Annotated in this window: 18 protein-coding genes and 1 tRNA gene; 11 read left to right on the forward strand and 8 right to left on the reverse strand. The window is 65.8% G+C overall.

Going from position 1 to position 20,351, the window contains the following annotated elements:
* Positions 1-121 precede the first annotated feature (121 nt).
* Entirely contained in the window at positions 122-1,030 is a 909-nt protein-coding gene (locus tag DBO33_RS11475; protein ID WP_159080218.1) for a helix-turn-helix domain-containing protein, read from the forward strand.
* A 462-nt stretch (positions 1,031-1,492) separates the two neighbouring features.
* Here DBO33_RS11475 and DBO33_RS11480 read toward each other — a convergent pair whose 3' ends face one another.
* The 5 genes from DBO33_RS11480 to DBO33_RS11500 form a co-directional block, all read right to left on the reverse strand.
* Positions 1,493-1,843 carry a hypothetical protein gene (locus tag DBO33_RS11480; protein WP_159080219.1) on the reverse strand — a complete coding sequence of 117 codons (351 nt, stop codon included), beginning with the start codon at positions 1,841-1,843 and terminating at the stop codon, positions 1,493-1,495.
* 1,213 nt (positions 1,844-3,056) lie between these two features.
* A tRNA-Val gene (locus DBO33_RS11485) sits at positions 3,057-3,128 on the reverse strand.
* Positions 3,129-3,146: 18 nt separating this feature from the next.
* On the reverse strand, positions 3,147-3,611 hold the full coding sequence (locus DBO33_RS11490) for a peroxiredoxin (protein WP_107655013.1): 465 nt from the start codon (positions 3,609-3,611) through the stop codon (positions 3,147-3,149).
* A 75-nt stretch (positions 3,612-3,686) separates the two neighbouring features.
* Positions 3,687-4,109, reverse strand: a complete 423-nt coding sequence (locus tag DBO33_RS11495) for a DUF3052 domain-containing protein (protein WP_107660179.1) — start codon at positions 4,107-4,109, stop codon at positions 3,687-3,689.
* Between the two features lie 126 nt (positions 4,110-4,235).
* Positions 4,236-4,793: a hypothetical protein gene (locus DBO33_RS11500; protein ID WP_107655014.1), complete on the reverse strand. Its 558-nt coding sequence runs from the start codon at positions 4,791-4,793 to the stop codon at positions 4,236-4,238.
* Between the two features lie 234 nt (positions 4,794-5,027).
* Here DBO33_RS11500 and aceE point away from each other — a divergent pair, with 234 nt between their 5' ends.
* From aceE to DBO33_RS11535, 7 genes are all read left to right on the forward strand, one after another.
* Positions 5,028-7,934 (forward strand): pyruvate dehydrogenase (acetyl-transferring), homodimeric type, encoded by a 2,907-nt coding sequence (gene aceE, locus DBO33_RS11505; protein WP_407670507.1) that lies wholly within the window; start codon positions 5,028-5,030, stop codon positions 7,932-7,934.
* 11 nt (positions 7,935-7,945) lie between these two features.
* The gene (locus DBO33_RS11510) at positions 7,946-9,280 is read left to right on the forward strand and encodes a PucR family transcriptional regulator (RefSeq protein ID WP_199856586.1); all 1,335 of its coding nucleotides are present in this window, start codon (positions 7,946-7,948) and stop codon (positions 9,278-9,280) included.
* 128 nt (positions 9,281-9,408) lie between these two features.
* Positions 9,409-10,323, forward strand: a complete 915-nt coding sequence (locus DBO33_RS11515) for an ACP S-malonyltransferase (RefSeq protein ID WP_107655015.1) — start codon at positions 9,409-9,411, stop codon at positions 10,321-10,323.
* Between the two features lie 117 nt (positions 10,324-10,440).
* Positions 10,441-10,740 (forward strand): meromycolate extension acyl carrier protein AcpM, encoded by a 300-nt coding sequence (gene acpM, locus DBO33_RS11520; protein WP_107655016.1) that lies wholly within the window; start codon positions 10,441-10,443, stop codon positions 10,738-10,740.
* Positions 10,741-10,750: 10 nt separating this feature from the next.
* Positions 10,751-12,001 (forward strand): KasA/KasB family beta-ketoacyl-ACP synthase, encoded by a 1,251-nt coding sequence (locus DBO33_RS11525; protein ID WP_107655017.1) that lies wholly within the window; start codon positions 10,751-10,753, stop codon positions 11,999-12,001.
* Between the two features lie 192 nt (positions 12,002-12,193).
* Positions 12,194-13,627, forward strand: a complete 1,434-nt coding sequence (locus DBO33_RS11530; RefSeq protein WP_107655018.1) for an acyl-CoA carboxylase subunit beta — start codon at positions 12,194-12,196, stop codon at positions 13,625-13,627.
* Between the two features lie 90 nt (positions 13,628-13,717).
* Positions 13,718-14,197 (forward strand): winged helix-turn-helix transcriptional regulator, encoded by a 480-nt coding sequence (locus tag DBO33_RS11535; protein ID WP_107655019.1) that lies wholly within the window; start codon positions 13,718-13,720, stop codon positions 14,195-14,197.
* On the opposite strand, the gene DBO33_RS11540 is transcribed toward DBO33_RS11535, so the two are convergent.
* Entirely contained in the window at positions 14,170-14,865 is a 696-nt protein-coding gene (locus tag DBO33_RS11540; RefSeq protein WP_107655020.1) for a nitroreductase, read from the reverse strand. The genes DBO33_RS11535 and DBO33_RS11540 overlap by 28 nt on opposite strands.
* 447 nt (positions 14,866-15,312) lie before the next feature.
* On the opposite strand from DBO33_RS11540, the gene DBO33_RS11545 reads away from it, so the two are divergent.
* Positions 15,313-17,313, forward strand: a complete 2,001-nt coding sequence (locus DBO33_RS11545) for an Eco57I restriction-modification methylase domain-containing protein (RefSeq protein ID WP_107655021.1) — start codon at positions 15,313-15,315, stop codon at positions 17,311-17,313.
* Between the two features lie 3 nt (positions 17,314-17,316).
* On the opposite strand, the gene DBO33_RS11550 is transcribed toward DBO33_RS11545, so the two are convergent.
* On the reverse strand, positions 17,317-17,940 hold the full coding sequence (locus tag DBO33_RS11550) for a TetR/AcrR family transcriptional regulator (protein ID WP_107655022.1): 624 nt from the start codon (positions 17,938-17,940) through the stop codon (positions 17,317-17,319).
* Between the two features lie 205 nt (positions 17,941-18,145).
* On the opposite strand from DBO33_RS11550, the gene DBO33_RS11555 reads away from it, so the two are divergent.
* Together DBO33_RS11555 and DBO33_RS11560 are read left to right on the forward strand one after the other, a co-directional pair.
* On the forward strand, positions 18,146-18,958 hold the full coding sequence (locus tag DBO33_RS11555; RefSeq protein WP_107655023.1) for an SDR family NAD(P)-dependent oxidoreductase: 813 nt from the start codon (positions 18,146-18,148) through the stop codon (positions 18,956-18,958).
* Positions 18,959-19,062: 104 nt separating this feature from the next.
* A complete protein-coding gene (locus tag DBO33_RS11560) occupies positions 19,063-20,055 on the forward strand; it encodes a GAF domain-containing protein (RefSeq protein WP_107655024.1) in 993 nt (330 codons plus the stop codon).
* A gap of 24 nt (positions 20,056-20,079) precedes the next feature.
* On the opposite strand, the gene DBO33_RS11565 is transcribed toward DBO33_RS11560, so the two are convergent.
* A complete protein-coding gene (locus DBO33_RS11565) occupies positions 20,080-20,265 on the reverse strand; it encodes a hypothetical protein (RefSeq protein WP_107660182.1) in 186 nt (61 codons plus the stop codon).
* Between the last annotated feature and the right edge of the window lie 86 nt (positions 20,266-20,351).

Genomic DNA, 20,351 nt, shown 5'->3' on the forward strand with positions numbered 1-20,351 from the left:
CCTGGCGTTGATCGTGTCCGGCCCGTCAGCCTGGGCGCTGATCGGCGACGACTCGGCCGCGGTCGCCGCCGCCGGCGGATCAGCCGTAGGTCGCCGCGCAACCTCGAATCGGAGGCATCCGGTGGAGAACGATCAGCCGGACAGCGGCGTCACACCCGCGCCCTTCCGACAGTTCGGTGAAACCATGACCGGGATGGGATTCGTACCATCGGATCGGGCATCGCTCGCGACCGTGCAGACCGCTGACGAACTCGCCCGCGCCCTGTGCCACGTCCAGATCGAGGTCAACCTCAGCATGGCCGAGATCGCAAGGCGCGCAAGCATCTCCCAGACCACGGTGATGAGCGTCCTTGTCGGCAAACAGATCCCGCGCAGCCGGCGTTCGTTTCTGGCGATGGTGCGCGCACTAGGGATCGCGGACGTCAAACCATGGGACGCCGCGTTCAAACGTGTGCGGACCAACGCGACCAGCTTCCAGCGGGTCCTGATCACCGGCGACCACGCGCAAGTCAACATTGCGGCCACGCCGGCGCCTGAACAACCTGCGGATCCCGGAACGCAGCATCAGGGCTTCTGGTCGGACTTCCTTCAGCAAGCTCTCTCGCAAGCCCATGCCACGTTCCGCTGCGCGATCTTCTTCACCTCCGTCGGCGCCCTGATCCTGCTGACCGGCGCGTGCCTCGCCATCGTGAACGCCAGAACCGCCGACGGAGGCGTCTACATGCCCATCCTCGCCGGCCTCGGCGGACTACTGATCACCACCATCAGCGGCGCGTTCACCGTCCATGCGAACAAGGCTCGCCGACACCTAACTGACCAAGCCGCGCTGATCCACCAAGCCATCCAATCCGACCGAGTCCTCAGCCAAGCACTCCAGCTTATCGACTGCGTAGAAGATTCACACCTCCGCGACCGACTCCGCAGCGTCACCACCGCCTGGGTCCTCGGACTCGGGCCTGCACCCCTGGATATGACGAACCATGAACCGCCACAACAGATCGAAGCAGCGCGGGACGCAGAGCTGAACTGAACGACACGATCCGGCGGCTCCACGTTCAACGCCCGGAGCGGGCCGCCGGGTTTGGGAAGCAGGTGGCTCTCTCCGGAGTTATGAGCAGGCTCTACCCTCGGGCTGTGGCACGCCACTGGACCTCAACAGAGGTCTGGTGGCGATCAAGCACAAGCACGACAGCATCGTCAGTGCTTCGCCATGGCGTCTTCGGCCGGGCGATTGTGACAACAAGTCCCGCGTCGGGGTTCTTCCAGTCAAAGGGGTCATCTACGAACTGCGGGTTTGAGTGCGGAGTCATGTCCCGGGCTGTACAAGAAAGGTCCGACAGGACTTGTTGAACACCAACCGTTTTCGACACGTTTGTTGAACACCGCCCCGGGACGGTCGTCCCTGGCGATTCGGACCGGACGGGTCCGGTGTTCAACAAACGAACAATTTATCGACACCAGGACACATCGAATCGCCCCCCGCCCGCGGCTGCTACCGCCGAGGCTTGGCTTTAGCAGCTATGGGCTTGCACTTACCCTCGTCTACGCGACCCTTCTTTTCGCCGTCGGCGAGCAAACAGGAGCTTCCGTCCTTGCGCGCGAGCACCTCCTCGGTGCCGTCGGTAAAGAAGCACGTCACTTGCGGTCCGGAACGCTGCTCCAACCGAGCCTTTCCAAGCTTCTTGGCCTGGGCAGCTGCCTCTTCTTCGCACAGCTGTTCGTCTGCCGGAGTAGCCGGAAACAACTCTTGCGCCGCCGCAAGGCCGGCCGGAACTACGGACACACACACCGCGATGGCCGCGGCTGCGAACACGCGGACTGGAACACGAAAGTTCGAATGCATGACTATCCCGTTCGCTCGAAGGAAGGTCGGGCCGACCTCACCGTACGGCGAGGTATTCGTTCCACCCGGTAGCTGCGGATGGGCGGTTCGTTCGCTTCGTACAGCTGTCGGTTTCTGGACAGCAGAAGACACCGATCGGCTAGGTCTTCAACCTGGATTGCGTGAGGCAAATACTGCGCGCGGCCGGCCACGCGCAGTGTGCCCTAATCACATGTCTATGCCGTCGTCGTCGCGTGGATGGCCCTCCCGGCCGGGCGGGGCTGATTCTGGCCGAGGAGGCTCCACGCCTCCTGGGCGTTCTCCTCGACCTGATGGCGGTTCGGGATCGTCGTCATCATCAGGATGGCTGGGATGCCTCGGTTTGCCTGTATCGGTGTTGTCCGACTTCAAGCACTTCTCGAACGCTTTGGCGGTCGTTGTCTTTGCGTGGCACTTGTCAGCTTCGGTCGGGGCTGCATCGGCGGTGCCAGCTCCGACTAGCGCTGCCGCCATGACGGTAAGGGACATGCATGCGGCGGACGCGAGGATTTTCACGATGACCTCCTAAATATCGGCATAGCGGATGAAGGAGAGCTACCTGCGAATCGTGCGGGGAGGGGGAGCGCCTGGCTCGGCCAGGCGGTGTGCGCCGAGACGGTGCTATCCCACTGACCGTACGGCTCGGTATTCGTTTCAATTGGTAGGGACGGATGGGCACGGCGAGTCCCAGCATTGGAGGACGCGAACCTCACCCTGAACCAATCAATGCGTTCTGGGCTCCAACTTCATTTCCTTATCGGCGGTCAGGATCGAGGGTCCGGACCGGCCTGATCCGGTTGGTGATCCGGGTGATCGCGCCAGATTCCGGCGATGGAACGCAACGTCAGGATGTACTCCAGCCGCGACCGCTCGATCCTCGGCGGCTCGCCGACGGTCCCACATCTTCCAGATGGCCTCGGTGATGAACCGGCCCACTGCGGACCCGGCCACGCTGAGCGTGAAGGTCTTTCGCGGATCGATGGGCTGCACCGGCGGGAGTTGACGTGGCGCTGATGGATCGTGCTGGTTGTCCCTGGTCGTGCCAGCTCGGAGGGCATGGCCTTCGGGATGTTCCCGAGCTTGGAATCGTTGAGGGCGCGGGAGAGCAGCGTCGCGGTCTGGGCGGGCCTGGCGGTGGCCATGGCTGCGAGAACAACTCCGAAATTTCGCGAGCAGGATTCGCCAACGAGCGAAGTGGGCGCAGAGGGGTTCGAACCCCCGACCGCTGGTGTGTAAAACCAGAGCTCTACCGCTGAGCTATACGCCCTTGTCGTTACCGACCGGGTTATGAATCTAGCGCGGTGAGCGCTTTCTCCCAAGCCGCCTGGTCACGGGGCTCTCCGGGGCCGTTCATCTCGGAAAAACGGATGAATCCGGTGCGGTCGACGACGAAAGTGCCGCGGTTGGGGTAGCCGGATTTTTCGTTGAAGACGCCGTAGGCCTGGGCTACGGCACCGTGTGGCCAGAAGTCGGACAGCAGGGGGAAGGTGTATCCCTGTTCGGCGGCCCAGATCTTGTGGGTGGGCGGCGGGCCGACGGAGATGGCGAGGATCTCCGCGTTGTCGTTCTGGAACTTGGGGAGTTCGTCGCGCACCTTGCACAGTTCACCTTGGCAGATGCCGGTGAAGGCGAGCGGGTAGAAGACGATCAGGACGTTCTTCTTGCCGTGGTAGTCCGACAGGCTGACGTCCTGGTTGTTCTGATCCTTGAGCGTGAAATCCGGCGCGACCGTGCCAACTTCGAGCGGCATCGCAAATCCTCCATCGTGTCGGGTTTCCGCCGGGCGGCACGATCACCGCCCGGCGACACCATAGCGAAAGGTGGGTCAGCGCTGCTTCGAGGGCGCCTTCGGTTGGACCAGGCGGCTGCCCGCCCAGGTACCCAGGCTGATCGCCGAGGTCTGAGTCAGACCGGCGGTGGGTGCGGATTCAGCGATTTCGCTTGGTTCGACATGGCCTGGATGTCCGGTCTTGGGCGTGAGTACCCAGACGAAGCCTTCGTCGGCAAGCGGACCGATCGCATCCATGAGTGCGTCGACCAGATCACCGTCCCCGTCACGCCACCAGAGCAGCACGACGTCGACTACTTCATCGGAATCCTCATCGACAAGGTCGCTGCCGATGGATTCCTCGACGTCGGCTCGCAAGTCGTCGTCGACGTCCTCGTCCCAGCCCAATTCCTGGACAACCAAGCCGTGTGTAATGCCAAGCTTCTGAGCGTAGTTCTGCGCGTCCGCCGCGGCGACCACGGTGGTGTCCTCCTCAACTCCCGACAATAGGTAGTTGCAAGCGAACATGGTTATGGCCGCCAGCGCAAGCCGATCGGAAGAAAATGGCCCGGAATGTCGCGTGACAATGTTGTGTCACGGACCGTTTCAGCGCTTCGGGCAGGCGTCGCGGACGGCGTTGCGCGCGTCGTTGACCCGCCTACTTGCCTCGTTGAGCGGCCCGACGGGTGCGGTGTAGGTCATCCGGCGGGTCTCCCCGGAGAGCGCCCGGGCCGCTGTGACGTAATCGGTAAATTTTGTGGCCAACTCGCCGGGCAGCGAGTCCTTGGCGGTGTTGACTCCGGTCTCCACCTTGTTCGCGGCGTCATCCAGGGTTGACGCGGCGAGCTCTCGCTTGGCGGCATAGTCGGGCGCGTTGGCGTCGTGCGCGTCGACGAATTCGTTGTACTTGGAGACCCCGACACCGGTGGTGGTCGGGAACTGGCTGCAGTTGTCGGTGATCGCCTTCGTCTGCGCCGCAGCGCGCTTGGACGAGGTTGCCGCGGCCGACGAGGCCGCTGCCTCGGTCTTGTAGGCCGCTAGATCTGCGGTGTTGGGATTGGCTGTGCCCTCGACCCGGTTCGCGCAGCCGGCCACGACCAAGCCGACGACGACCGCTCCGGTCGCGCACACCAATCCGAACCCGCGCGGGTCCAGCGTCTTCATCGTCCTCCCGTATGACGTGCGCCTCGCCGGCGCTCGAAAACTACAGCGGCCTGGGCTCATGTTGCCCAGCGCACGGTACTGGATTTCCTGCTGACATGATGACCTGGGGCACACCATCGGCAAGGATGGAGGGTGCGCCCCGACCTTACGTAAACGAGTGGTACGCAAACCCACGCGAATCCACTCGGGGATACCGACGCTATCCGCATGTCCACCCCTGTACGAGGAGCAGATTTGACCGACCTGATCCACTCTTCCGCTCCAGCGCAACCCGCTGGATCCGACTCCGCCGCTCCGGCCGGGCGCGATCCGAACGGATCGATCGCCCAGCCGACCGAGCGTGTTCGGGTTATCCGCGAAGGGGTGGCGTCCTACCTACCGGACATCGACCCGGAGGAAACCAGCGAATGGCTCGAGTCGTTCGATGAAATGCTCGATCGTGAGGGCCCCGGCCGAGCGCGTTACCTCATGCTCCGTTTGCTGGAGCGGGCCGGTGAACGCCGTGTCGCCATCCCCGCGTTGACGTCTACCGACTACGTCAACACCATCCCCACCGAGAACGAGCCGTGGTTCCCCGGCGACGAGGAGGTGGAGCGGCGCTTCCGCGCCTGGATCCGCTGGAACGCCGCGATCATGGTGCATCGCGCCCAGCGTCCCGGCATCGGTGTGGGCGGCCACATTTCGACCTACGCGTCCTCGGCGGCGCTGTACGAGGTCGGCTTCAACCACTTCTTCCGCGGCAAGGATCACTCCGGCGGCGGCGATTCGATCTTCATCCAGGGTCACGCCTCGCCGGGTATCTACGCGCGCGCCTTCCTCGAGGGCAGGCTCGGTACCGACCGGCTCGACGGCTTCCGGCAGGAGTACAGCCACGGCGGCCCCGGCCACGGGGTGCCGTCGTACCCGCACCCGCGGTTGATGTCGGACTTCTGGGAGTTCCCGACGGTGTCCATGGGTCTCGGCCCGATGAACGCCATCTACCAGGCGCGGTTCAACCACTACCTGCACGACCGCGGCATCAAGGACACCTCCGATCAGCACGTGTGGGCGTTCCTCGGCGACGGTGAGATGGACGAGCCGGAGTCGCGCGGTCTCGCACACGTCGCGGCGCTGGAGGGCCTGGACAACCTGACCTTCGTGGTCAACTGCAACCTGCAGCGGCTGGACGGCCCGGTGCGCGGCAACGGCAAGATCATCCAGGAACTGGAGTCGTTCTTCCGCGGCGCGGGCTGGAACGTCATCAAGGTGATCTGGGGTCGTGAGTGGGACGCGCTGCTCGGCGCGGATCGCGATGGCGCGCTGGTGAATCTGATGAACACCACCGCCGACGGCGACTACCAGACCTACAAGGCCAACGACGGCGCCTACGTCCGCGACCACTTCTTCGGCCGTGACCCGCGCACCAAGGCGCTCGTGCAGGACCTGTCCGATCAGGACATCTGGAACCTCAAGCGCGGCGGCCACGACTACCGCAAGGTGTATGCCGCCTACGCGGCCGCGATGGCGCACAAGGGTCAGCCGACGGTGATCCTGGCCAAGACGATCAAGGGCTACACCCTCGGCAAGCACTTCGAGGGCCGCAACGCCACGCACCAGATGAAGAAGCTGACCCTGCAGGATCTCAAGGACTTCCGTGACCTGCAGCGGATTCCGATCAGCGACGCCGAGCTGGAGAAGGATCCGTACCTGCCCCCGTACTACCACCCGGGCATGGAGTCACGCGAGATCCAGTACATGCTCGATCGCCGCAAGGCGCTGGGCGGGTTCCTGCCCGAACGCCGCACCACGGCAAAGCCGCTGCAACTGCCCGGCGACGAGGCGTACAAGTCGGTGCGCAAGGGGTCGGGCAAGCAGAGTGTGGCCACCACCATGGCGCTGGTGCGGCTGATGAAGGAGCTGCTGCGGGACAAGGAGATCGGCAAGCGGATCGTCCCGATCATCCCCGACGAGGCCCGCACGTTCGGTATGGACTCGTGGTTCCCCTCGTTGAAGATCTACAACCGCAACGGCCAGTTGTACACATCGGTCGACGCCGAGTTGATGCTTGCCTACAAAGAGAGCGCCGTCGGGCAGATCCTGCACGAGGGCATCAACGAGGCAGGCTCGACCGCGTCGTTCACCGCGGTGGGTACCTCGTACTCGACGCACGGCGAGCCGATGATCCCGCTGTACATCTTCTACTCGATGTTCGGTTTCCAGCGCACCGGTGACGGTCTGTGGGCCGCCGCGGACCAGCTGGCGCGCGGCTTCGTGCTCGGCGCAACCGCAGGGCGAACCACGCTCACCGGTGAGGGGCTCCAGCACAACGACGGCCATTCGCTGCTGCTCGCCTCCACCAATCCGGCTGTGGTGACCTACGATCCGGCGTTCTCCTTCGAGATCGCGCACATCATCCGGGACGGCCTGCGTCGCATGTACGGCGGCGGCACCCCGGAACCGAGTCCCTACGCGCTGCCGGGCACCGACACCCGCAAGGCGGACGGCGGCTTCGGCGGCGAGGACATTTTCTACTACATCACCCTCTACAACGAGCCGTACCAGCAGCCCGCCGAGCCGGAAGGCGTCGACATCGCCGGCCTGCTCAAGGGTCTCTACCTGTACAAGCGCGGGGGAGAGGGTGACGTGCGCGCCCAGATCATGGTCTCCGGCGTCACCGTGCCGGACGGCCTGCGCGCGCAGGCGCTGCTTGCCGAGGACTGGGGTGTGCAGGCCGATGTCTGGTCGGTGACCTCGTGGGGCGAGCTCCGCAAGGAGGCGCTGAGCCGCGAGATCGCCGCACTGCGTTACCCCGACGAGGATCACGGCGTCCCGTACGTCACCGAGGCGCTGTCCGGCGTCGAGGGCCCGTACGTCGCGGCGACGGACTGGATGCGTGCGGTGCCGGACCAGGTGCGCAAGTGGGTGCCGGGCGACTTCATCACACTCGGCACCGACGGCTTCGGGTTCTCCGACACCAGGGCCGCCGCTCGTCGCGTGTTCAATGTCGACGCGCAATCGATCGTGGTGGCAGCCCTTTCGGGCCTCGCCAAGGCTGGAAAGATCGACGGTGCCAAGGTGATCGAGGCGGCGTCCAAGTACCGCATCGACGACGTCGACGCCGCGCCGAAGAACGCGCCGAGTTCCGATGGGGACGGCGAGTAGCGGACGATTGAATGGTGGACCGTAAACCGCCGCGGCCGCGACGGATCTCCGAGGGCTCTTCCGAGCACGAGGTGTATCTGCCGACGGGCGCGCTCTCCCCGAACCGGCAAACCCGCGATCCCCTCCCGGACACGCTGCTCAAACGCGTGAAGCAGTTCTCCGGGCGCCTCTCGACGGAGGCGGTCGGGTCGATGCAGGATCGGTTGCCGTTCTTCGCCGATCTGGATGCCGCGCAACGCGCCGGTGTCCAGATGCTGGTGCAGACCGCGGTGGTGAACTTCCTGGAGTGGCTGCAGGACCCGGACAGCGATATCCGGTTCAGTCTCGATGCGTTCCAGGTGATTCCGCAGGATCTGGCGCGGCGGTTGACGCTGCGCCAGACCGTGGACATGGTCCGGGTGGCCATGGAGTTCTTCGAACAGTGGCTGCCCGCGCTGGCGCGCAACGACCGGCAGCTGGTCGCGCTCACCGAGGCGGTGTTGCGGTACGGGCGTGAGCTCGGCTTCGCCGCCGCCTCGGTGTACGCGAGCGCCGCCGAATCGCGCGGCGCGTGGGACACCCGGCTGGAGGCGCTCGTCGTCGACGCCGTGGTGCGTGGTGATACCGGCCCGGACATGCTGTCGCGGGCTGCCACGTTGAACTGGGATGCCACCGCGCCGGCCACCGTGCTGGTCGGCACGCCGCCCGGCGAGCAGGGTGTGTCGTCGGTGGGTTCGGTGCATGCCATCGCGGCACGGCACGGCCGGGCCGCACTCGCGGTAGTACAGGGCACCCGGCTGGTGATGGTGGTGAGCGGCCACCTCGGGGAGTCCTCTTATATATCGCCGTTTCTCGCGGACCTGCTGGCCGAGGTCTTCTCCGATGGCCCGGTGGTGATCGGCCCGACTACTCGCACGCTGGGCGCCGCGCACGCCAGTGCGGTCGAGGCGTTGGCCGGGATGGAGGCCGTGGTGGGCTGGCGGGGCGCGCCACGCCCGGTGCATGCGACCGAATTGCTGCCCGAACGCGCGTTGCTCGGCGATCGAGCTGCGATCGACGCGTTGAACGAGTATCTTGTCCTTCCGTTGGCCTCGGCGGGATCGTCACTGGCGGACACTCTCGAGGCCTATCTGGATTGCGGTGGAGCGGTCGAGACGTGTGCGCGTCAGTTGTACGTCCATCCAAATACCGTTCGCTACCGCCTCAAACGGATTGCCGAAATCACGGGTCGTGATCCGATGAACCCGCGGGACGCGTATGTGCTCCGGATCGCCGCAACAGTGGGTCGTTTGACACGAACCCGTAACGAAACGTCAACACCAACCCCAGAGGCCACTCATTTCGCATCGGGTGGCGAGGGCCTGTAACGGAATCCGTGGCTTGTTCGATCCGGACGACTCACGTGGCCTTTTGTGGGACTCCCACAAAACGCGAGGGCAAGCTTCATTCGCGTCGACATCTCCTGCGAGGCGCCTCACAGTGTTCTCTTAGGGGTGTGATCGCGTTGTTCGCCCCTGGACAGGGGTCCCAGACTCCCGGCATGCTCGCGCCTTGGCTCGATCTCCCTGGCGCGACTGACCGGCTTATCCTTTGGTCCATGGCCTCCGGCCTGGATCTCGTTCGCCTCGGCACCACCGCGACGGCGGAAGAGATTACCGATACCGCCGTGACCCAGCCGCTCGTCGTGGCCGCCGCGTTGCTCGCCTACGCGGAAATCCCCACGGATTCACTTCCGGCCGCTACCATCGTCGCCGGGCACTCGGTCGGTGAACTCGCCGCCGCCGCGGTCGCCGGGGTCATCTCCCCGGATGACGCGGTGAAGTTGGCCGCCATCCGCGGAGCGGAGATGGCCAAGGCGTGCGCGTTGGAACCGACCGGCATGTCCGCGGTGCTCGGTGGCGATGAGGCCACCGTGCTCGCTCGGCTCGCGGAACTCGATCTCATTCCGGCCAACCGCAACGCGGCGGGCCAGATCGTGGCCGCAGGCCGGTTGGACGCGCTGGCGGAACTCGCCGCGAACCCGCCGGAGAAGGCACGGGTTCGCGCGTTGCCCGTCGCGGGTGCTTTCCACACCGCGTACATGGCACCGGCCCAGGAGGCTGTGACCGATGCCATAGCGCAGATCGTGCCGAACGACCCGACCAGGACTTTGCTGTCGAACTTCGACGGCAAGCCGGTTACCTCGGGACGCGACGCGGTCGCCAAGCTTGCTGCTCAGGTCACCCGGCCCGTTCGCTGGGACCTGTGCACCCAAACCGTAAGGCAGGCAGAGGTTTCCATGGTGGCAGAGTTGCCGCCGGCGGGCACCCTGGTCGGCATTGCGAAACGGGAACTGAAGGGCACGCGCACCTTGGCCCTGAAGACCCCGGAAGACCTCCCCGCGTTGGCCGGAGTCAGCATCTCCGGCTAGCTTTCCTGCGCGGCCATGCATCGATATGCACGGCTGTGACCGAGCGGACGTAACCATCGTCCGTCTCGTTCCGAAAACAGTACGAGCCCTACAAAGAACCAAGAAGGGAGCCACGAAGTGGCCGCTCTGACCCAGGAACAAATCGTCGAGGAACTCGGCAAGATCATCGAAGAGGTGACGGGTATCGAACCCTCCGAGGTGACGATCGAGAAGTCCTTCGTCGATGACCTGGACATCGACTCGCTGTCCATGGTCGAGATCGCGGTGCAGACCGAGGACAAGTACGGCGTGAAGATCCCGGACGAGGATCTGGCCAGCCTGAAGACGGTCGGCGACGCTGTCGGCTACATCCAGAAGCTCGAGGCCGAGAACGCTGACGCGGCCGCGGAGCTCAAGGCCAAGTTCGACGCCGAGTAGGGCCGACACTGTGACCACTCCTTCCACTTTGAACGGGAATTTCCCCAACGTCGTCGTCACTAGCCTGGCGGCGACCACGTCGATCGCTGGTGATGTCGATGCGACGTGGAAGGGACTCCTCAACGGCGAGAGCGGTATCGACGTTCTCGAGGATTCCTTCGTCGAGGAATACGACCTTCCGGTCCGCATCGGCGGCCACCTGAAGGTTCGGCCCGAGACCCTGCTGACCCGAGTCGAGTGCCGGCGCATGGCGTACGTCGAGCAGCTCGCGACCGTTCTCGGTCGCGAAGTCTGGCGTAACGCAGGCAGCCCGGAGGTCGACCCGGAACGGCTGGGTGTGGCCATCGGCACCGGGTTGGGTGGCGGCGACGCCCTCATCGACTCGGTGGACAAGCTGAAGAGCGGTGGCTATCGCAAGATTTCGCCGTTGGCTGTGCAGATGGTCATGCCGAACGGTCCTTCGGCCGTTGTCGGCCTCGAATTGAAGGCCAGGGCAGGAGTGGTCACTCCGGTCTCGGCATGCTCATCCGGCTCCGAGGCCATCGCCAACGCATGGCGGATGATCGTCATGGGCGATGCGGACATGGTCGTCACCGGTGGCGTCGAGGGTTACATCGACGCGGTGCCGATCGCGGCGTTCAGCATGATGCGTGCCATGAGCACCCGCAACGACGATCCGAAGGGTGCCTCGCGTCCGTTCGACAAGGATCGCGACGGTTTCGTCTTCGGTGAGGCGGGTGCCCTGATGGTCATCGAGACCGAAGAGCACGCCAAGGCCCGTGGCGCCACCATCCACGCTCGCCTGCTGGGTGCCGGCATCACCTCCGATGGCTTCCACCTCGTCGCGCCCGCTCCTGATGGCGTCGGTGCGGCACGGGCGATGACCCGCGCGATCCAGACCGCTGGTCTGACCGCGAAGGACATCACCCACGTCAACGCCCATGCGACCGCGACCCCGATCGGCGATACCGCCGAAGCAAACGCGATCAGCCTGGCGATTGGCAAGCACGCTTCGGTGTACGCCCCGAAATCCGCGCTGGGACACTCGATCGGCGCCGTCGGCGCGCTCGAGTCCGTGCTCACTGTGCTCAGCATCCGGGACGGCATCGTCCCGCCGACGCTGAACCTGGAGAACCAGGATCCGGCCATCGATCTGGATGTGGTGCACGGCGAGGCACGCCGCCAGGAGATCCAGTACGCGATCAACAACTCCTTCGGTTTCGGTGGGCACAATGTCGCGCTCGCCTTCGGTCGGGCATAGCCGCCTGAATCGAAATCGGTCTGCGCTGGGCGCTACCCGGTGACGCACGCTGTCATCGCTGGCGCCTGACCGCACAGCCCGGTCGACTGCACAGCGACCCCGGCGGGATCGGGCCATCAGGCCTGGCCCCGCCGGGTTCGACATTCTGCAGCCGCGGTTGCGGCGCACTCGTTCAGGTGAGGAGAAAACGCGATGACCATCATTGCTCCCGCGTTTCAACAAGACACAGCGTCTGATCCGCGTGATCCGCTCGGTCGACTGCAGCGCTTCTTCGATCCCGGAACTCTTCTTCCGCTCCACCCGCGCGACAAGTCGGGTGTGCTCGCCGCTATCGGCGAGGTAGACGGTGTCCGCACCGTGGCCTACTGCTCCGACGCCACCGTGATGGGTGGCGCGATGGGCGTCGACGGGTGCAAGCACATCGTCGACGCGATCGACACCGCCATCGATTCCAGCCTGCCGATCGTCGGCATCTGGCACTCCGGCGGCGCCCGCCTGGCCGAGGGTGTCGAGGCCCTGCACGCCGTCGGGCTGGTCTTCGAGGCCATGGTCCGCGCGTCCGGCCTGGTACCGCAGATCTCGGTGGTCGTCGGCTTCGCCGCCGGTGGCGCCGCCTACGGTCCCGCGCTCACCGACATCGTGATCATGGCCCCCGAGGGCCGCATCTTCGTGACCGGGCCCGACGTCGTGCGCAGCGTGACCGGCGAGCAGGTCGACATGGCCACCCTCGGCGGCCCGGCGACGCACGGCAAGAAGTCCGGCGTCACCCACATCGTCGCCGACGACGAGGCCGACGCGGTGCACCGCGCACGTCGTCTGGTGTCGATGTTCGCCGAACAGGGCGAGTTCGATCTGGTCGCGGCCGAGCACGGCGACGTCGACCTCAAGGCGATGCTGCCGGAATCGGCCAAGCGCGCCTACGACGTGAAGCCGATTATCCACGAGCTGCTCGACAACGTCGACGGTGAAAGCTCGTTCGAGGAACTGCAGGGCGGTTACGCGCGCAGCATCGTCACCGGTCTCGGCCGGCTGGCTGGGCGCACCGTCGGCGTGCTCGCCAACAATCCGATCCGGCTCGGTGGTTGCCTCAACTCCGAAAGTGCCGAGAAGGCAGCGCGTTTCGTGCGGCTGTGCAACTCCTTCGGTATTCCGCTCGTCGTGCTCACCGATGTTCCCGGGTACCTGCCCGGCGTCAGCATGGAGTGGGAAGGGGTGGTGCGCCGTGGTGCGAAGTTGCTGCATGCGTTCGCTGAAGCGCGCGTGCCCCGGGTCACCCTGGTCACCCGGAAAATCTACGGCGGGGCCTACATCGCGATGAACGCCCGTGCTTTGGGCGCGACGGCGGTGTACGCGTGGCCCGGGTCCGAGGTCGCGGTGATGGGGGCCAAGGCTGCGGTCGGCATTCTGCACAAGAAGGCGCTGGCTGCGGCGCCCGATGACGAGCGCGAGGCGTTGCATGAGCGCCTTACTGCTGAGCACGAGCGCATTGCGGGTGGTGTCGAGCGGGCGGTTGCGATCGGTGTGGTCGATGAGGTAATCGATCCGGCCAAGACGCGCAGTATTATCGCCGCTGCGTTGGCTGCCGCTCCCTCGCGAGCCAGTCACTTGAAGAACATTCCGCTCTGATGTGAAGCGCGAACGGTGGGCCCCGGATATTCCTGGGGCCCACTGTCGTTGTCCGGTGGGGCGAGGTCGGGCGGTCGGTAGCATCGGGAGGTGCGCTATGAAGAGCTTGCCGACGTGCCGTGTTCCATCACGCGGCCGCTCGTGATCTTCGGCGATCGGTGGACGTTGCTGATCCTGAAGTTCGCGTTCTCGGGGATTCGGCGGTTCAACGGGTTTCAGAGTGCGCTCGGGATCTCGCGTAGTCGGTTGCAGGACCGGCTGGATCGGCTGATCGAGCACGAGATTCTGGTGAAGCAGAAGGCCGCGGTGGGGGCGTACGAGGAGTACCGGCTCACGCAGAAGGGGCATGACATCTACCCGATCCTGATGGCCATCCGGGATTGGGGCGACACGTACATGGCGCCCGATGGTGCGCCGGTGCGCTACACCCATCAGGGGTGCACGGGTGAGGCGCACGCGGGGCTCGAATGCGATGTGTGCGGTAAGGATCTGACCGCGCGGGATGTGGTTCCGGAGCCGGGCCCGGGACTGCTCGAATCGGGTCAGTCGGTGAACCAGGTGGCTACCTGATCCAGATCCTCGCGAGAGGTACGGAAGCTGTTGATCGGATGCTCGGTGTCCGGGTAGCCGAACGAGATGCCGGCGACCACCCGGCGGTTGTCCGGTATGCCGAAATAGGTGCGGAGGAACGGGGCGTACGACGCGAGCGCCGCCTGCGGTGCCGCGCCGAGGCCGAGGCTCTGCGCGGCGAGCAGGAAGTTGCCGATGTAGAGGCCGCAGTCGACGGCGCCGTACACGCCGAGATCGGCCTCGGTGGTCACGATCGCCACATGCGGTGCGTCGAACAGTTCGAAGTTGCGTAGCGCCTGACGCATTGTCTGCTCGCGGTCGCCCTTGCCGATGCCGACACTGTCGTACAGCTTTAGACCGCATTCGCGCCTACGATCTCGGAACACACCCGTGTATTGTGCGGGGAACGCGAAATCCGGCTCAGGCGTTGCGGTTTGGATATGTGCGAGCAGTTCCTCGCGGAAGCGGTCGGTGCCTGCGCCCTCGGTAACCACGACCTGCCACGGCTGAGTGTTGCACCACGAGGCGGTGCGCTGTGCCACCCGCAGCAGCTTCTCGATGACCTCGCGCGGCACCGGATCGGCGCGGAACTGCCGACAGGTCCAGCGTTCGTCGAGCAGCCTGGTCAATGCCGCGTACTGCTCGGTGTCCACATCCGCTGTCGTCATCTCGCTCCTCGATTTTGGTTCTATTTTGAGACTGAACGCTAGCATCGAAAAGCTTGGGGCGGAATGGTGTCGACGCCTGGGCTCCGGGCGTTGGGGTCGGGTCGAGAGGGCGCAGCGGCCGAAAGGGTGCCGGCTGTGGGGGTATCGCGGCCGGGAGACCGGGGCGTTGAGGTCCGGAGATGGTGGCCGTAAGGGTCGCCGTCGGCGATCGGAAGCGTTGGCTGCGAGGTTCTACGGCCGCGGATGTTGGCGAAGCGGGGGCATTACGGTGGACAGCCGCACAGTTTGTAGGTTCCCGCACGCCGACTTGCCGTACTGACACGCGTGAGGATGTCGAAGAGGGTGCGGGTGCGGTGGTGCAGCCTGGGGACGCCGTCGAACTGGGCGGTCGGATGGAGTGCTGGCATTGCCGGGTCATGAGCTCTCTGACAAGGCAGAATCCAGCGCATGGCTTTCGGAGCCCCCGCCGCGCGGGATCGCAAGCGGCACGGTCGGCACTACACGCCGCCGGTGCTCGCGCGGTTTCTGGCGCAGCGGCTGCTCACGCACGTGCCGCGGCCGGAATTCGGGGTCTTGCGGGTGCTCGATCCGGCCTGTGGTGACGGGGAGCTGTTATTCGCTCTGCGGGACGAGGCGGCGATTCGGCTGCCCGGGGTTCGGGTGGAGTCGACCGGGTACGACCTGGACGCGGCGGCGCTAGCGGTGGCGCGGGCACGGGACGCGGGCTCCGGCGTGGACTGGCATGTCGGGGACTTCCTCACGGCCTCCCACGAGCTCGCGGCCGAATCGTTCGATGCCGTGATCACGAACCCGCCGTATGTGCGAACCCAGCAGTTGGGTGGGGCCACCGCGCAGCTGCTCAGCAAGCAGTTCGGGTTGCGCGGGCGGATCGATCTGACGCATCCGTTCGTCGCGACACTGCCGCGGCTGCTGTGCCCCGGTGGTGCGCTGGGGTTGTTGTGCGCCAACAGATTCCTGACCACCAAGGCGGGCGCCAACATTCGCCGGTTGCTGCTTGCCGAATTGGCGCCGGTCGAGTTGTACGACCTGGGGGACACCAAGCTCTTCGAGGCGGCGGTACTTCCTGCGATAACCATCGCCACGCGTGCTGCGTACGGCGGAGAATGTCGCTACGTCTCGGCGTATGAAACCGAAGGCGGCGGAAACATCTCGGATACAGGCCTTTTCGACGCACTGACCGGGGAGTGCTGTTGCCTCGTCGCGCACAAAGGGCGGACTTTCGCGGTAGAGGTTGGTGCGTTGGTGACGGGCCATGCGACGCCGCCGGAACAGGCAGGGGCACAGAGGCTTTCTGCCGCCCGCGTCGGGACGAGTCTTGCTGGGCAGAGCGAGCCCCTTCGCCCCGAGCGTGTGCTGCAACCCGGAACGCCTCACACACAGGCCGAGCAAAGGCACGCAAATCCGTCAGCCGCAACGCCGTCGGCCGAAGGGCCATACGCCGCAGCACCGCCTTCAGCCGCAACATCGTTCGTCGCGCCGCTGCCGGCTCCGGGGCGGTCCGCCGAAGTTCCCTCGGCCGCAAAGCAGTTCGCTCCAGCTCCGCCACCCGCATCGCGGTCAACCCCGCTCCGCGCAAACATCCGGCGCACAGCGGAACTCGAGACCGCGTGGCGCATGTCCAATACCGAGATCGATTCCTGGCTCGACGCCATCGCTGCGGCAACGTGGAAGACGTTCGGGGAGGTGGGCCGGATTCGGGTGGGTATCAAGACAACTGCGGATCGGGTGTTCATCTCGGATCGGTGGGCCGAGGTCGAGCCGCCTCCCGAGCCTGAGCTATTGCTCGAGTTGATCACGCATCATGATCTCGAACCGTGGCGGATCGTGCGAGCGAACGACACTCGCGTGCTGTATCCCTACGACTGCGGTCAGTCGCGTCGCACTCCGATCGATCTGAACGAATTCCCCTGTGCTGCTGAATATCTGCGCACCCATAAGGACACGTTGTCCGCCCGCCACTACCTGGGCGCGAGTGGGCGCGAATGGTTCGAGATCTGGGTGCCGCAGCGTCCGCAGTTGTGGTGTGAGCCGAAGCTGGTGTTTCCGGATATCAGTGATCGACCGCGGTTCGCGCTCGACCGGTCGGGTGCGGTGGTGAACGGTGACTGCTATTGGATCTCGCTACCCGATCTCGCCGGGTCGCCGTCCGACGCGAATGCGCTCGCGTATTTGCTGATGGGCGTGGCGAATTCGGCGCTCGGTTTGCGCTTCTACGACGCGGTGTGCGGGAACCGGCTGTATTCGGGTAGGCGCCGGTGGATCACGCAGTATGTGGCGCGACTACCGCTGCCGAATCCGGGATCGGCGTCGGCCGTCATCGAGCTGGCGCGCGAGTTCGTCGAAGGTCGGGTACCGGACGCGGCGGCCCGGGCCGAGCTGGACGAGCGGGTGGCAGCGGCGTTCGGGGTATCGCTGCCCGCGATCTGAACGCTATGCGGTGACGTGCACGCCGACCATGGGCAGCAGGGTGCGCCGGGCGAACTCGCGGGCGGCGTCACGGTCGGCGACCGGAATGAGCCCATCGGGGGTGAGAGCCAAAGAGAGTGCGAGCCGCGCCATGATCTCGGCAACCAGGTCGGCGTCGAAATCATGGGTGTTCTCGGTGTCGCGCAGTTCGCGCAGCTTCTCGGCCAGGTAGCCGCGTCCGACGGCGAGGATCGGGCCTGCGTCGGTGGTGAGCCGGGGCAGGATCAGGTCCGGTTCGGTGCGCAGCAAACGGCGCAGCAGCTCGTTGTTGGCGATCGCGGTGATGAAGGCGACGAAGATCTCCACCAGCTGGTCCTCGGAGCCGGTGACGGCCCGTACCTGCTTGTCGATCATCGTGACGAAGCGCTGCGCTTCGCGCACGCTCACCGCTTCGACCAGCTCGTTCTTCGATTCGAAGCGGCGATACAGGGTGGCGGGGCTGATGCCGGCGCGGCGGGCGATCTCACCCATGCTGGTCCGCTTGATGCCGAAGTCCAGGAACGCCGACAGCGCGCTTTCGAGAAGCTTTTCGCCGTCGGCGACGGGCTTGTCCAGGATGCGCTGCAGCATGGGCGGGACACTTGGCATCTGGTCTCCAGTCGATTCGTGCGAGGGCCGGGCGTGCGGGATGGCGTCGCGACGGTGCGGGTGATGGACCTTCATTATTTCACCGGCGTCCGGCGGCTCGTCCGAGGATCGCCGGATTGGCGTCCAGGTCGCGCGTCCAGCTTTGTCTGGTTAGCCTCTGTGGATATCCGATGTGGATATCGGATGGGCTGGAAAGGGTTGAGCCGTGGCATATTTCGCGAACCAGGTGGTGGCGACCCCGGGGGCGGGCTCCGGCATCGGCCGCGAACTGGCATTGGCCTTGGCCGCCGACGGCGCCTTGTTGGCCCTGTCGGACAAGTCGGCCGACGCCGTCGCCGAGACCGGCACACGCTGCGCCGAGGTGGGACATGAGCCGGCGGTGAGCACGCTCGACGTCACCGACCGGGCTGCGGTGCTCGACCACGCCGCGGCGACCGCCGCGCGGTACGGACGGGTCGAGGCGCTCTTCAACAACGCCGGAATCCTGCATGTCGGCAGTGTGGCGGACTCGCCGTTCAGCGATTTCGAGCAGGTGATGGACGTGGACTTCTGGGGAGTCGTCAACGGCACCAAGGCTTTTCTGCCGTATCTGCTGGCCGCCGAGCGGGCGCACGTGGTGAACATGTCCTCGGCGTTCGGCTTGGTGGGAGTGGCGCAGCACGCGCCGTACAACTCGGCGAAGTTCGCGGTGCGCGGGTTCACCGACTCACTGCGCCAGGACATGCGGGCGGCGGGCGGCAAGGTCCGGGTGACCGGGGTCTATCCCGGCGGCGTGCTCACCTCCATCGCACGGTCGGCGAGCGTCGCGCCCGGCATCGACGCGGCGGCGGTCGCGCGCCGGTTCGAGGGGCATGTCGCGCGCACCAGCCCGGCCGCGGCGGCCAGGACGATTTTGCGCGGCGCCGCGCGGGGCGAGGCGAAGGTGCTCGTCGGACTGGACGCCCTTCTTGTGGACCTGGTCACAAGGTTCGCCGGCTCGTATCACGAACGGGTGCTGGACATGGTATTTCGTTCCTGACCGTGCGCACCCGCGCGGTCGGGAACGGATGATGGTGAAATGGCAACTGGTCGAACGCTTCTCGTGGTCCTGTTCAATCGGGCGCGATCGATCGGACGCGGCTGATGGTGAAATGGATCCTGGTCGAGTGCTTTTCGGGTGTGCCGGGCAAGGTGATCGCGTTCGGTGTCACGCCGAAGTCCTTCGTGCCGCTGCGCAATATCGTGCGCAACCCGCTGTCGCTCGCGGATGCGGAAGCCGCTCTCGCGCAGGCCTGCCGGACCCGCGAACCGGTCGCGTGCGTATCGGCGGACGGCAGGCGCACGGTGCGGGCCGAGCCGCTGCTCATCACGCCGGAGCGGGCGCATGCCGTGCGGCTGTGGGTGGGGCCGGTGCGCGAGCCGCTGCCACCGCGAGAACCGGTGGGGGCCTGGTACTTCAACCTCACCACCAATCGGTCGGTGCGCAGCGTGGATCTACTCGATCTGTACGGAGTCGCGCCCGAGGACCGGGCGGCGGAGGTGGCCATCGCGGGGGCGTTCACTCGGTTGGTCACCAACCGGGACGAGAGCGAGGCGCTGGCGAAGATCGTGAACTCCGCGCCGGGTACCGAGCATCAGGCGGTGTGGACTGTGCGCCGCGACGACGAGGCCTTGCGCGCAGGGCATTTCGCCTGCCGGATCATTATCGAGCCCGATGCCGACGGGCGCGAGGAGATCTTGTTCCGCGGCGTGACCCAGGACATCGGTGCCGCGACCGCGGTGGCTTCGGCGCCGCCGCCGATGATTCTGGAGTATCAACTGCTGGAGGCATCCACGGCGCCGGGGGAGTACCGGGCCATCATGAATCTGCGTTCCCTGCAACTGATTCGGTGGATCGGTCCGCCGATGCCGGAGATTGCCTGGGCGGATCTACCCGGTCAGCCCGCGCCGCGGATTCATCCGGACGATCTGGCGGCCGCGCAGGCCATGTCGCGGGAGTTGGCGCGCCATCGCACGGAGGGCACGGTACGGCTGCGCCGGGTGGATGGTGGCTGGCAATCGGTGCACGTGCGGGCCGCGCTGATGGCGCTGGATCAGCACACTACGGCCGGGCTGGCCACGGTCACCGCCGTATGACACACGGTGACCGTGGGATGACGATCACTGGCGCGGTAAGTCCAGCGCCGCCATCTCCTGCTCGATCGCGTTGGCGGCGAAATCGACACCGCTGGAACGCAATTCGTGGACTCGTCGCTGTAATGCCTCGATGCCGCCCGGCTGGGCGGCAATGTCGGCCACGCTGATCCGCCCCGTGGACCGGTGCATACCCGACTGCATGTACGCCATCATCGTGAAACCTCCTGCCTGCACGCTTCTGCACCCACCGACCCAGGTGGGTTAACCACTGCGCTACAAGCCGCACGACAACCGTG

Origin of the sequence: Nocardia suismassiliense, assembly GCF_900269665.1 — a bacterium.
Lineage (GTDB): Bacteria > Actinomycetota > Actinomycetes > Mycobacteriales > Mycobacteriaceae > Nocardia > Nocardia suismassiliense.

Coding starts and splice junctions, on each gene's coding strand:
- DBO33_RS11480 (WP_159080219.1), bottom strand. CDS start 1,843: ATGCATTCGAACTTTCGTGTTCCAGTCCGCGTGTTCGCAGCCGCGGCC.
- DBO33_RS11490 (WP_107655013.1), bottom strand. CDS start 3,611: ATGCCGCTCGAAGTTGGCACGGTCGCGCCGGATTTCACGCTCAAGGAT.
- DBO33_RS11500 (WP_107655014.1), bottom strand. CDS start 4,793: ATGAAGACGCTGGACCCGCGCGGGTTCGGATTGGTGTGCGCGACCGGA.
- DBO33_RS11510 (WP_199856586.1), top strand. CDS start 7,946: ATGGTGGACCGTAAACCGCCGCGGCCGCGACGGATCTCCGAGGGCTCT.
- DBO33_RS11530 (WP_107655018.1), top strand. CDS start 12,194: ATGACCATCATTGCTCCCGCGTTTCAACAAGACACAGCGTCTGATCCG.
- DBO33_RS11540 (WP_107655020.1), bottom strand. CDS start 14,865: ATGACGACAGCGGATGTGGACACCGAGCAGTACGCGGCATTGACCAGG.
- DBO33_RS11545 (WP_107655021.1), top strand. CDS start 15,313: ATGGCTTTCGGAGCCCCCGCCGCGCGGGATCGCAAGCGGCACGGTCGG.
- DBO33_RS11550 (WP_107655022.1), bottom strand. CDS start 17,940: ATGCCAAGTGTCCCGCCCATGCTGCAGCGCATCCTGGACAAGCCCGTC.
- DBO33_RS11560 (WP_107655024.1), top strand. CDS start 19,063: ATGGTGAAATGGATCCTGGTCGAGTGCTTTTCGGGTGTGCCGGGCAAG.
- DBO33_RS11565 (WP_107660182.1), bottom strand. CDS start 20,265: ATGGCGTACATGCAGTCGGGTATGCACCGGTCCACGGGGCGGATCAGC.